The 12,551-nt window shown below is 35.5% G+C and carries 13 protein-coding genes; 11 read left to right on the top strand and 2 right to left on the bottom strand.

What is annotated here, in order from left to right; all coding sequences use genetic code 11:
* Positions 1 to 306 precede the first annotated feature (306 nt).
* From FJR05_RS19485 to FJR05_RS19475, 3 genes are all read left to right on the top strand, one after another.
* Positions 307 to 1,176, top strand: coding sequence for a hypothetical protein (locus FJR05_RS19485; RefSeq protein ID WP_168645650.1), 870 nt, complete (start codon positions 307 to 309; stop codon positions 1,174 to 1,176).
* 227 nt (positions 1,177 to 1,403) lie between these two features.
* Positions 1,404 to 1,673, top strand: a complete 270-nt coding sequence (locus FJR05_RS19480; protein ID WP_168645649.1) for a helix-turn-helix domain-containing protein — start codon at positions 1,404 to 1,406, stop codon at positions 1,671 to 1,673.
* A gap of 54 nt (positions 1,674 to 1,727) precedes the next feature.
* Complete coding sequence (locus FJR05_RS19475) at positions 1,728 to 2,030, top strand: hypothetical protein (protein ID WP_168645648.1); 303 nt, start codon at positions 1,728 to 1,730, stop codon at positions 2,028 to 2,030.
* Positions 2,031 to 2,229: 199 nt separating this feature from the next.
* Here the strand turns inward: FJR05_RS19475 and FJR05_RS19470 are convergent, their stop codons facing one another.
* The gene (locus FJR05_RS19470; protein ID WP_168645647.1) at positions 2,230 to 3,162 is read right to left on the bottom strand and encodes an NAD-dependent epimerase/dehydratase family protein; all 933 of its coding nucleotides are present in this window, start codon (positions 3,160 to 3,162) and stop codon (positions 2,230 to 2,232) included.
* A 209-nt stretch (positions 3,163 to 3,371) separates the two neighbouring features.
* Here FJR05_RS19470 and FJR05_RS19465 point away from each other — a divergent pair, with 209 nt between their 5' ends.
* From FJR05_RS19465 to FJR05_RS19430, 8 genes are all read left to right on the top strand, one after another.
* On the top strand, positions 3,372 to 4,514 hold the full coding sequence (locus tag FJR05_RS19465; RefSeq protein WP_168645646.1) for a glycosyltransferase: 1,143 nt from the start codon (positions 3,372 to 3,374) through the stop codon (positions 4,512 to 4,514).
* Positions 4,515 to 4,626: 112 nt separating this feature from the next.
* Entirely contained in the window at positions 4,627 to 5,385 is a 759-nt protein-coding gene (locus FJR05_RS19460) for a sugar transferase (RefSeq protein WP_168645651.1), read from the top strand.
* A 519-nt stretch (positions 5,386 to 5,904) separates the two neighbouring features.
* On the top strand, positions 5,905 to 6,984 hold the full coding sequence (gene gmd, locus FJR05_RS19455; protein WP_168645645.1) for a GDP-mannose 4,6-dehydratase: 1,080 nt from the start codon (positions 5,905 to 5,907) through the stop codon (positions 6,982 to 6,984).
* Positions 6,985 to 7,004: 20 nt separating this feature from the next.
* On the top strand, positions 7,005 to 7,949 hold the full coding sequence (locus tag FJR05_RS19450) for a GDP-L-fucose synthase (protein WP_168645644.1): 945 nt from the start codon (positions 7,005 to 7,007) through the stop codon (positions 7,947 to 7,949).
* Positions 7,950 to 8,113: 164 nt separating this feature from the next.
* Positions 8,114 to 8,677: a 5-formyltetrahydrofolate cyclo-ligase gene (locus FJR05_RS19445; RefSeq protein ID WP_168645643.1), complete on the top strand. Its 564-nt coding sequence runs from the start codon at positions 8,114 to 8,116 to the stop codon at positions 8,675 to 8,677.
* Between the two features lie 127 nt (positions 8,678 to 8,804).
* The gene (locus tag FJR05_RS19440; protein ID WP_168645642.1) at positions 8,805 to 10,163 is read left to right on the top strand and encodes an AAA family ATPase; all 1,359 of its coding nucleotides are present in this window, start codon (positions 8,805 to 8,807) and stop codon (positions 10,161 to 10,163) included.
* A complete protein-coding gene (locus FJR05_RS19435; protein WP_168645641.1) occupies positions 10,160 to 10,825 on the top strand; it encodes a retron system putative HNH endonuclease in 666 nt (221 codons plus the stop codon). The genes FJR05_RS19440 and FJR05_RS19435 overlap by 4 nt, the downstream gene beginning before the upstream one ends.
* 80 nt (positions 10,826 to 10,905) lie before the next feature.
* The gene (locus tag FJR05_RS19430) at positions 10,906 to 11,655 is read left to right on the top strand and encodes a carbonic anhydrase (RefSeq protein ID WP_168645640.1); all 750 of its coding nucleotides are present in this window, start codon (positions 10,906 to 10,908) and stop codon (positions 11,653 to 11,655) included.
* Positions 11,656 to 11,758: 103 nt separating this feature from the next.
* Here the strand turns inward: FJR05_RS19430 and FJR05_RS19425 are convergent, their stop codons facing one another.
* Positions 11,759 to 12,508, bottom strand: coding sequence for a hypothetical protein (locus FJR05_RS19425; protein ID WP_174783786.1), 750 nt, complete (start codon positions 12,506 to 12,508; stop codon positions 11,759 to 11,761).
* Positions 12,509 to 12,551 lie beyond the last annotated feature (43 nt).

Below are 12,551 nucleotides of genomic sequence, written 5' to 3'. Positions count from 1 at the left end.
AATAGCCCCCCTATTCTCTCTCAAATTCACAATTTTTTGCTTGACAGACCACTAGTCCTGCGTGTGAAACAGGACATGGTTTGATAATTGTTCAATCTTGTAACAACAAGATATATTATGTAGATCATAATTCGCAAAAATCAGAGAAGTTAGAAGAAAAAAAATAAAGTTAATTTTGAGTTACATAAATTGATAATTGACTAGATTAGTGAAGGATTTGATTTATGTAACTTATATTTTCATCATCTCTTCTTGAAGTATTAAAACATTTTGTCATTGTTATCATTTCCAAATGTAAAAACTTTTATGAAAAAAAATCAACGAAAAAGTATTTTTATATTTTTCTTATTTGCATTATCATTAGCTTCATATATTTTTGTCTCATTATCATTAACTTCATTTACTATTGTAAAACCACTTATTACACCTACAGTTAAGCCTACACGAATTTTTGAGCCAAAGGATAATTATCCTAAATTGGAAACTACAGAATTTTCAGAAGAAAGTCAAGAGAATATAAGGAGTATTAAAGAATTGATGACAAATAAGAGTTGTCAAGCTCCTGGAAAAACTACTATTGCCATGCAGTTCTGTAACAACAATATTATTGTTAATACAATATATTGGCCTGAACCTATTAAAATAAAAGGTGAGGGTAAGACTTTTCAGCCTGTAATCCAAGTATTTGGAGAAGCCTATCAGTGGAAATTGGGTAGTATTAAAGAAATAGAAGACTCTCCTAAAGGTTTAAATACACTAACAGAAACAATTAATAAACAGTGGTTACAAGTTTTTAGACGTTCTAAATATGTTATTGCTGTGGGTACTGCTTCTGTTGAAGGTAAATATTCAGAGCAAAAAGGACTAGCATTTGAGAGGGCAAAAGAAATTTCTAAAAAAATACAAGAAACATATAGTAGCACGCAACTTCCTAATAAAATAGGAAATTATACTTTAAATCTTGGTCAATTTGTGGAAAAAACTTGTTTAAAAAATAACTATTTTTCAACCAAGTACCAAAGACCTATTATGCTTATTAGTATTGTTGAGGGAGAAGATGATTATACTCCAAAAGAATTAAAAGAATATTTAGAGTTTTACTTAAATAGTAGTTCAGAAAGAGGAGACGCAACAAAAGCTACTTGTTACTCAGATTTTGATTTAAGTCCAAATTAGTTTAGTTTTGCTTTCTCTACCTATAGATCCCCCATTCCGCACCCTTAACTGTCACAATCGGTTATTACGGAATTTATTTCATTAAAAAGGGTTAAAAAATTACCTTTAGCTCAAAAAAATAGATTTTGGATAGGAAAATTTATTAGATATACTCTGCAAAGGCATAAATTGAGGATAGAAAAAAGTGGTATAAAATATTAAATAAAAAAGTGGAGGGTAATCAAGTAATGAAGGCAAGAACGTATAGTACAGAAAAAAAAGCAATGTTTCATTACGAAAGATTTAATCATCCACATCCAAGAGTACAAATCAGAATGGAAGTAATGTGGCTAAAAAGCAAAGGATTGAAAAATAGCCAAATAGTATCATTAGTAAATCTGAGTGAAAATACAGTAAGAAAATACATCAAAGAATATCAAGAAGCCCTGGAAAAATATTTTGAAAAAAATCCGCCAATGAGTATCAAAGAGGCGGCGAAAAAAAAATTTAAGAATTAACAGGCATAAAAATGAAGTGAAAATCAGGTAAGACAGTTTATAAAGAGAATAGGAATGAAAAGACTAAAAGTAGGTTACATACCAGGAAATGCGGATGTAGAAGCCCAAAAAGAGTATCAGGAAAAAAAGCTAGAACCAGTGCTAGAAGAGGCTAGACAGGGTAAAAGAGCAGTATTTTTTGTTGATGCAGCAAACTTTATCATGAAAGCATTTTTAGGACATATCTGGTGTGTAACAAAAGTATTTATTAAATCACCATCAAAACGGAAAAGATTTAATGTTTTAGCGAGCATTAAACTCACAACAGCGGATGCCCGTATCTGTCTCAAGCGTCTTTATCCACAAATAGAAAATTGACAGACCAGTAGAGCAGTTGCAAGGGGTGAAAACCCCGATGTCGTCACCTATCTTGTAGAACGAGGGAAATTATTTGGTTTAGTCAAAGCTACAAGGAAACGACATCGAGATGTTAGAACAAATTAGTCAACAAGTTTGGAAGTCAGTACCGTTAAGTTGACACCAATAAGCATTGCTAAACCCTTACAAATATTACAAATTACCCAGCTTTTAAAATCTCATCATCTACAGAAAAATCAACTTCTAATTTATCTGCACCAGTAGCTAGATAATCATTTTTCCAAGAATCTTGCAAACCAGAAATTAAATCATATTTAGGTTGCCAATTTAATTCTATTTGTGCCTTATTCACCGATGCGAAGAAATGCTGTACCCGCATCGGAAAAGCCTTGCGTTTGCCGAAATCAAACTTTTTCGGATCATAATGAACGATTTTAAGATCATCAGCAGACTTACCAGCAGCCACAGCACAAGCGCGGGCTAAACCGTCAAAAGTGACAAAGCGATCGCCTGAAATATTATAAATCTCCCCAATCGCCTTTTCATTACCAATTATCTGGGTCATCGCTTGGGCTAAATCCCAGACATGGCCAAGTTGAGTTAAGTGCATACCATTTCCTGGAATACAAATCGGGCGATCGCGCACAATTCTATCAAAAAACCAACTTTCCAAAGGATTATAATTTTGCGGTCCGTAGATATAAGTAGGACGAATAGAAGTAAAGGGGATTCCCAATTGCTTCAGGTAAGCTTCCGTCTCATGTTTACCCTTGTGACGACTCTTAGGATCAACAGCATCCCCTTCAATATGAGGCATTTGGTCAGATTTGAGGTAAACACCCGCCGAACTCATGTACACAAAATGCTTTACCCGTCCTTGAAAAACTTCTGCCAGAGGTTGCGTATCCGTGAGTTCCCTCCCATTATTGTCAAAAACGACATCAAAACTTACTGAGGCTAACTTTTCTTGTAATTGAGTAGCATCAGTGCGATCGCCTATAATTTGTCCTACCCCTGAAGGCGCAGCATGATTACCACGATTGAACAAAACCACCTCATGTCCAGCCTTCACCAGTAAATCAGTCAAATACACCCCAATAAACCGAGTTCCACCAATAACTAAAATTCGCATAACTTCCTAATTCCTCAATAACCTCAATGGGAAAATCACCCTTATCTGTAGAGGTTATCAGGTTGTAGTATCACTATAGGAACATCTTTTGGTAGGATTATATCTTCTATTCAATCTAGAAATTTTCCAACTTCTGGATCAAAAATGGGGAAGACCGAATATCACCTCATTAAAACAGCTTAATTACCTTCCACCCATTCAACTTAACCGTGTCCTTAGAATATGCCTTAGTTCATGAGTGGTTAACCCCTCAAGCCACAGGAGGTTCAGAACTCGTAGTCCAGGAAATATTAAATCACATTAACGCTGATTTGTATGCCCTGATAGATTTTGAATCCAGCAATCCAGAAAGTTACCTGTACAAACGTCAAATTGGCACAACGTTTTTACAGAAATTTCCCCAAGCCCGTCAAGGAGTCCAAAAATATTTACCCCTATTACCCTTGGCCATAGAGCAATTGGATTTGCGCGATTATGAAGTTATTTTATCTTCATCTCATGCTGTAGCAAAAGGAGTCTTAACCACCCCTAATCAATTGCATATCTGTTACAGCCATAGCCCCATGCGCTACGCTTGGGATTTAACCTTTGATTATCTCAACCAAAGCAAACTAGGGCAAGGAGCAATCGGCTGGATCACACGGCAAATCCTCCATAATTTGCGGCAATGGGACGTAATCAGCGCCAACCGGGTAGACTACTTCATTGCCAACTCCCAACACACAGCCAGACGGATTTGGCGTTGCTATCGTCGGCAAGCAACCGTCATCTATCCACCGGTTAACCTAGATGAATGTCCCTTTTCTTCAGAAAAAGAAGATTTTTACTTGATAGTTTCCCGATTAGTGAGTTATAAACAAGTTTCTTTAATTGTCCAGGCTTTTAATCAGCTAAAAAAACCCCTGATCATTATTGGCACAGGTCCGCAAATGAACAAATTACGGGAAATCGCCCAACCACATATTCAAATCTTAGGATGGCAACCCGATCATATCGTCAAAAATTATATGTCCCGTGCCAAAGCCTTTGTTTATGCAGCTTGCGAAGACTTTGGCATTGCCCTAGTTGAAGCCCAAGCTTGTGGAACTCCCGTAATTGCATACCGTGCAGGTGGTGCATTAGAAACAGTTAGAGATATTCAAACACATCCTGATACAGGAACTGGTATATTATTCAAAATCCAAACAGTAGGAGCTTTAGTAGATGCCGTAGAAAAATTTGTAGATCAGCAACATTTATACAGTTATGAGTATATACAAACACACGCTAATCAATTTTCTCGCCAGGTTTTTGCAGAGCGCTATCTCAGTTTTGTGAATGAATGTCGTGAAAAAGGAGTTTACAGACAGTAAACATCAGCCTTTTGTATTTATTTTCTCAGAAGACAGTAAATTTTTCCTTAAAATTACTGCCTTTTAGCTTTAAGATCGGGACTATGTGTGGTGTGGATTATAAAGGAGTATGATGACTGCCCAGAGTTCACTCCTCTCCGGCAAACGATACCCGCGAAAGGATAACAGTACATCTATGACTGTTTTATCAAAACGTGGTCAAAAAGTTAAACAGCCAAAGGTGAAATCCAGAAGTTTATCTTTTCAGGGTTTATACGGAGAGTTTTTTAAACGACTGTTTGATATAGTTTTTTCATTGTCGGTCTTGATTTTGTGTTCTCCCATTTACATAATATTGGCCTTATTGATAGCCATAAGCTCAAAGGGTCCAATCTTTTATGTTCAAGAACGGGTAGGCAAAAACTACCGCAGCTTTAATTGTATTAAGTTTCGCACTATGGTCAACAATGCTGACGAAATTCTCGTCGAAATGATGACCACATCACCTAGTCTGCGAGCAGAATTTGAAGACAACTTTAAACTCAAAACAGATCCGAGAATTACTAAAATTGGCCATTTTTTGCGAATTACCAGCTTAGATGAATTTCCCCAATTTTGGAATGTTCTCAAAGGAGATATGAGTGTAGTTGGACCAAGACCTTTAGTGAAAGAAGAATTAATAAAATATGGTGATTATATCAATCATGTTTTAACGATTCGTCCAGGAATTACTGGTTTGTGGCAAGTATCTGGGCGGAATGATATTCCATATCCTCGTCGGGTGCAAATAGACATACATTATGTCAATTTTAGGAATTTTTGGCTCGATTTGTGGATTATCCTCAAAACAGTTAATGTTGTCATCATGCCCAAGAATAAAGGAGCTTACTAAGGAACATGGATTTATTAACTTACAATTCTTTGTGGGTTGGGTAAAGCGATAGCGTAACCCAACATTAGATTACATGAAGTAAGAGTTGTACTTTATTTAATTCACCTTCCTAAGTAAGTACACCAGTTCCCTCTTATGGGGCAACATTATGCCCCAAAACCATTTTTGACAGCAAAGGTATAAAATTCATTTATTTTTATAATATAGAGAATAATTGATACACTTACAGCAGAATTCAGATGTCAGGAGTAAATCTGGCTTTGTGTATAGATTTCAATTGAGATTTTGTACCTCCTAACTACGCAACCTGCTCTAAAATCCATAATATTAATTGACGTAAACCCATAATTATTTGTTAAAGTGTTTTTTAGCAAAAATAAATATTTGTTGACCCTGATTTAATAACAACTAAATATTTGCAATTTACAGACTGACTATTGGGCAATTATGTCACTTAACTGCTAACTTATATCAGACTGTTTATAATCTTCTACTAAAAGCAACAAGGCATCACCAAGCATGACACAAAGAAAACGGGCTTTAATCACTGGTATTACTGGTCAAGATGGTTCTTATTTAACCGAACTTTTACTAGAACAAGGTTATGAAGTACACGGGATTATTCGCCGTACTTCCACCTTTAACACAGACAGAATTGATCACATGTATGAAGATCCTCATAACGAGGGCGCAAGGCTATTTCTCCACTATGGTGATTTGACCGACGGAACAACTCTGCGACGGATTTTAGAAGAAGTTAAACCTACAGAAATTTATAATTTAGGCGCTCAATCCCACGTCCGAGTCAGCTTTGATTCACCTGAATATACAGTAGATGCTGTAGGTATGGGGACATTACGTTTATTGGAAGCAATCCGCGATTATCAACAGCGGACTGGGATTGAAGTCCGTTTCTATCAAGCTGGTTCTTCGGAAATGTATGGTTTGGTGCAAGCAGTTCCCCAAAGTGAAACCACACCTTTTTATCCCCGCAGTCCCTACGCTTGTGCTAAGGTATACGCCCACTGGCAAACTATAAATTACCGCGAATCTTACAATTTATTTGCTTGTAACGGTATTCTTTTTAATCATGAATCTCCTAGACGGGGAGAAACATTTGTTACCCGCAAAATTACTAGAGCAGTAGCCCGCATTGTTGCTGGTAAACAAAAAAATATCTACATGGGTAATTTAGACTCCAAGAGAGATTGGGGCTATGCGAAAGATTACGTAAAAGCTATGTGGTTGATGTTGCAGCAAGAGCAACCAGATGATTATGTGGTAGCTACAGGTGAAACCCATTCAGTGAAGGAGTTTTTAGAGTTGGCATTTGGGTACGTTAATCTCGATTGGCAGAAATACGTAGAGTTTGATCAACGTTATCTGCGTCCTGCTGAAGTAGATTTACTAATTGGTGATCCCACTAAAGCCCAGCAAAAATTAGGCTGGCAACCATCGGTAACATTTAAGGAACTGGTGGCGCTAATGGTAGAAGCTGATTTACAAGCTGTGGGTTGCACTTCCTCTAATGGTAATGGTGCAAAACAAATTCAAGATATTGCTACTACCCGTCAAGAATTAGGATCTCTGCACTTTTAATTCCGATTAAGGATAATAATATGACTGCCTTAGAATTAGCAAATAAACGGATTCTTGTTACTGGTGGGGCGGGTTTCCTCGGTCGTCAGGTAATAGATCAACTGTGCCATAATGGCGCTAATCGTGAGAAAATTACAGTGACGCGATCGCACGATTGTGATTTGCGAGTATGGGAAAATTGCCAACGGGCAGCAGACCAACAGGATGTTATTATTCACCTAGCTGCCCATGTGGGTGGTATTGGTTTAAATCGAGAAAAACCCGGCGAGTTGTTTTACGATAACTTGATGATGGGGACTCAGTTAATCCATGCTGCTTATCAACAAGGGATAGAAAAGTTTGTCTGTGTAGGAACTATCTGCGCCTATCCTAAGTTTACTCCTGTACCATTTAAAGAAGATGACATCTGGAATGGTTATCCAGAAGAGACTAACGCCCCCTATGGAGTGGCAAAAAAAGCCCTGTTAGTCCAACTGCAATCTTATCGTCAGCAGTATGGTTTTAATGGTATTTACCTCTTACCAGTGAACTTGTACGGACCTGAAGACAACTTCAACCCTAGCAGTTCTCATGTTATTCCTGCTTTAATTCGTAAAGTGCAAGAAGCCCAAAGTAGGGGAGAAAAACAACTTCCTGTGTGGGGTGATGGTTCTCCTACCCGTGAATTTTTGTATTCTACAGATGCAGCACGGGGTATAGTGATGGGAACTCAGTTTTATGATGATGCTGAACCCGTCAATTTAGGAACTGGTTACGAAATTTCTATCAAGGATTTAATTACCCTAATTTGCGAATTGATGGAGTATGAGGGTGAACTTGTGTGGGAAACCGACAAACCCAATGGCCAACCCCGTCGTTGTTTAGATACGGAAAGGGCAAAACAGGCTTTTGGTTTTACTGCTCAGGTAGAATTTAGAGAAGGTTTGAAAAATACTATTGATTGGTGGCGTAAAAACGCTGCATAATAGTCCCGGCGAATGGAATTCGCGGCTACACAAACAAAGTCCGCCTTCGCGGACTAAGGAAAAACCAAAATTTGAACCCACGCAGGTGGGTTTTGCCTGTGTAGACGCGGTTTCTAACCGCCTAACCGCCAATTTAATTAAAATTCAAAATAATTGTCTCGGCTTTGCAAAAAATAAATTCACAACTAAATAAAAAAGAACTGCGGCGGACTTTACTCCACAAACGCCAGTCAATGACATTATTAGAATGGAGAGACAAGAGCGATCGCCTCACTACCAATATCCAAAACTCAGTTATATTTAATCAAGCAAATACAATTCTCGCCTTTTTTAGCTTTCGTCAAGAACCTGATATTAGCTCGCTATATACCAGCACTAACAAACGTTGGGGTTTTCCCCGTTGTGTTGATAAATCCCTAGTTTGGCATTCTTGGCAACCTGAAGACACAATAAATATTGGTGCTTATGGGATTACAGAACCTCACCACGAAGCACCAATAATTGAGATTGAAGAAGTAGATTTAATTATTGTCCCCTGTGTGGGTTGTGATGTCCAAGGATACCGCTTGGGTTATGGTGGTGGATATTATGACCGTTTGTTAAATTCACCAGGTTGGAAGACAAAAGCGACCATAGGAGTAGTTTTTGATTTTGCTTATTTATCGCAATTACCTGTTGATAGTTGGGATAAGCCTTTACAAAGGGTGATTACAGAAAATGGAGATTAATTATTAAATAATTTAAAGCTGGGAAAGTTACGATAATTCTTAATTGTGTAAAATCGAAAATTTTTGATAAGATAAAAATATCATCTTGTTGGCAATTTGAATTTACAATTATATTCAATTTATAAATATGCGTATTGAAGAACTACATTTACAAAACTTTCGAGGTTTTCGAGAACTTAAATTAACGCTTCCTCCTGATTTAGCTGTGTTCATTGGATCTAATGGTTCAGGTAAATCATCTATTTTAGATAGTATTGCTATCCTTTTATCTCAATTTGTAGCCGACGTGAGTGTACATTATGAATCTCGTCTATATATTGAAGAGGATGATATTAAAATAACTTCCAATGAAGTTTTTCTATCTACTCGTGTTGAAGTTGATTCAAATAAGAAGTTGTGGTGGGAAGTTAGTCAAGATAGAAAAATGGGAATGCAATCCACGAAAGGAGACCTTTTTAATTATTTGCTGGAGAGACTTTTAAACGAAGTAATTCCTATTCATGATGATGAGCGAATTTTACAAATTAATAATAAAAATGATTTAATTTTACCAATTATCGTTTTTTATCACACCGACAGAATATTAATAAAATCTTCAGCCATAAAAGATATGAGTGAAGAGGAAAGAGAAAATACTTATGATAATAATAGACTGATTGGTTATCAAACAGCTTTTTCAGGAAATATAAATGATTTTCGAGATTTCTTATATTGGTTTAAAGAAGAAGAAGAATATGAAAATGAAGTTAGATTAAGACAAGATACCAACTTTAGAAATCCACGTCTTGAAATTATTAGAAAAGCATTAGAAACATTTTTAGAAGGTTTTCCTAATACCCAATTCTCAGATTTACACATAGTGCGCGTGAGTTCGAGTAGAGAAGGTGGTATTCGTCGTTTAAGTAAACCTTCGTTAGTTATTAAAAAAAATGGTGAAAACTTCAAACTAGATCAACTTTCCGACGCGGAAAAAACCTTACTAATGATAGTAGTTGACATTGCGCGACGGTTAGCAATTTTAAATCCTAGTATTACTAATCCTTCCGAACTGCTAGAAAAAGGAACAGGAATAATATTAATTGATGAAATAGATTTACATTTACATCCTCAATGGCAAAGAATTGTAATTCCCAGCTTTAGGAAAACATTCCCCAACTGTCAATTTATTGTTACTACTCATTCTCCTCAAGTTTTGAGTGAAGTCAACCGAGAAAACGTATTTATTTTAGAAGATTCAGAAATTGTAGAATTAACACCCCATACTTTTGGTAGAGACAGTAACTCAATTCTTTCTGATGTTATGGGTGTGGAAAAAAGACCTGTGAAAATGCAGGAAAGAATAGACAAATGTTTTGAAATGATAGATAATGATAACTTAGAAGAAGCTAAACTAGAACTGCAAAAGTTATCTGAATCATTGGGAAATAATGATCCAGATATGATTCAAGCTTATACACTTATTGATTTTTTAAACAGGGTAGAATGAAACGCATTATCAAAGGTTCAGAACCTCGATGTCTTTTACAATATCGTCAGACACAGGACGCAAATTATGACGGATATCATCCCAAAGAACTTTTAAAAACGTCATTATTGAAAGAACAAGGCTATATTTGTTGTTACTGTATGCAACGAATATCTATACATAATATGGAAATTGAACATAACAAAGCTCAAAATAAGGATTGCTATCCACATTTACAACTAGACTATAAAAATCTAATAGCTTCTTGTTCAGGTAATAGAGGTAAAAGATTAAAAAATCTTCATTGTAATGGAAGAAAGGGACATTACGAAGGAAAGAAGATCATTTGTAAAATAACTCTTAATCCAGCAGATAGTAATAAAAATTGTGAAACCTATATCAAATATAGTTCTACTGGAAAGATTTTTTCTGATGATGAAACTATCAATCATGAACTAAATGAAATTTTAAATCTTAATCATGAAATTCTTGTTAAAAATCGTAAAGAGACATTATTTAGTGTTATTAATGCTTTAAATGAAAAGTTTCCTAATAAAACTTGGTCAAAAGAAGCTATCAAAAAGAAATTAGAGGAACTGAGTAGCAAAGATGCAGAAAGCAAATATAGTCCATATTGCCAAATTATTGTTTGGTATTTAAACAAAAGATTAAATAACCCTTAAACCGTGTAATTAGGTACTCTCACATCATAATCTAATCTGATATCTTCTGTAAAAATTATGTAGAAGTTATCAGGTGGATTATGAGTAAAATTAACGGTTTTGTAGGTCGTCGTAACTTCTTAAAATTCGTAGGTTTAAGTACCTTGAGTATGGGTACTCTCACTGCTTGTAATGAAATCATTACCAACCGTTCAGAAATCAGAATTCCTGAAAATAATCCTAATCCTAATCCAGTTAGTGCAGAAGAAGCAAAAAGAAGATTAATAGCAGGAAATAGAAGATTTGTTAATCAAAATCGTCAATATCCCAATCAATCAAAAAGACGGTTGCAATCAGTATCTAACAAACAATATCCTTATGCAGCAATATTAGGATGTGCAGATTCTCGCGTCCCCCCGGAAATAATTTTTGATCAAGGATTAGGAGATATATTTGTTGTGCGCGTCGCTGGTAATATTGCTACTAATGAAACCATTGGTAGTTTAGAATATGCTACCGCTAATTTAGGAACACAACTCATAGTTGTTTTAGGTCATAAAGGATGTGGTGCAGTATCAGCAGCGTTTGACAATCAACCGGATGATGGTAACATTAACTCTGTAGTTGATGATATTAGGCCAAGTTTATCTCCAAACTCCAGAACAAGACGTAATAGTAATAGAAATGATGTTAATGATGATAACAATGCCGTAATTAATAATATTGAATACCAAGCTAGACAATTGCAAAATAATTCACAAATTATAGATAAATTAATCCGTGATGACAGATTAAAAATTGTCGGTGCTTACTATGATATTAATACTGGTAGAGTTAGATTCTTAACTTGATATTTATCCCTCTTTTTTATCTGCGTCTATCTGCGTTTGCAAGCCACCATGAATCTTCAACTAAGTTTCAAGCCGAAAATGAAAACAGAAGTCGGGGATATTTTCATCCTTGAATTATGGCTTTTTCTTCTTCTGTTAAACCATACAACAGATAAACAATTTCATCAATTAACCAATCACATTGTTTAAGTTGCTTTTTGATTGGTAAGAGAGTATTTAAACTTGATTGATATTCTTTTTCTAATGTTTCCTGTTCTTTCCTAGTAGTAATATCAACTTTTACTTTTTTCTTGTTTTTATTGAGGATTTCTATTAATTCATCAAGGGTTAAATGGTTATCTGACTGGGTTTGTTTATAATAATTACCTAAATAATTTTGAATTTTTGATTTGTTGGTAAGATTATCTATGGGAGAACCGATAAATCTTTCTAACCATGTGATAAATCCTTTCATTTCTGTTTGTTTTTGTTTATTTAGTTCTATCATTTGTTCGGCTAAATATGCGAGAAAGTCATGAATTACATCGGCTTCTGATAGTTGCTGGTTGAAGTGGTGATCAATTTGGTTAAGTATGGTATCTGATTTATTATTGATTTGATATTGTTGGTAAAGGTTGATGATGTTTTGTAGATATTCTTGACGGCGATCGCTTGCTGTAGTAAAGTTAATATTAGGAATAGGAAGATATTGAAGATATTCCCTAAATCTAATATATCCACCACGAATAGTTAAAGCACCAAATAGAAGTTTATAAAGAAAATCACTCACAGGAGAATTAAGAATAGCTGCTAAAAAGCTAACATTTACTTGCTCATTAGATTTGGGAATAATTATATAGACGTAACTGTTCACACTCCCCCACTAAAAAGGAATTAGGAAGTAACAGGGATAGGAG

Source organism: Dolichospermum sp. UHCC 0259, from assembly GCF_009711935.1.
In the GTDB taxonomy this organism is placed as follows: domain Bacteria; phylum Cyanobacteriota; class Cyanobacteriia; order Cyanobacteriales; family Nostocaceae; genus Dolichospermum.
This window is presented reverse-complemented; position numbering and strand designations above follow the sequence as displayed.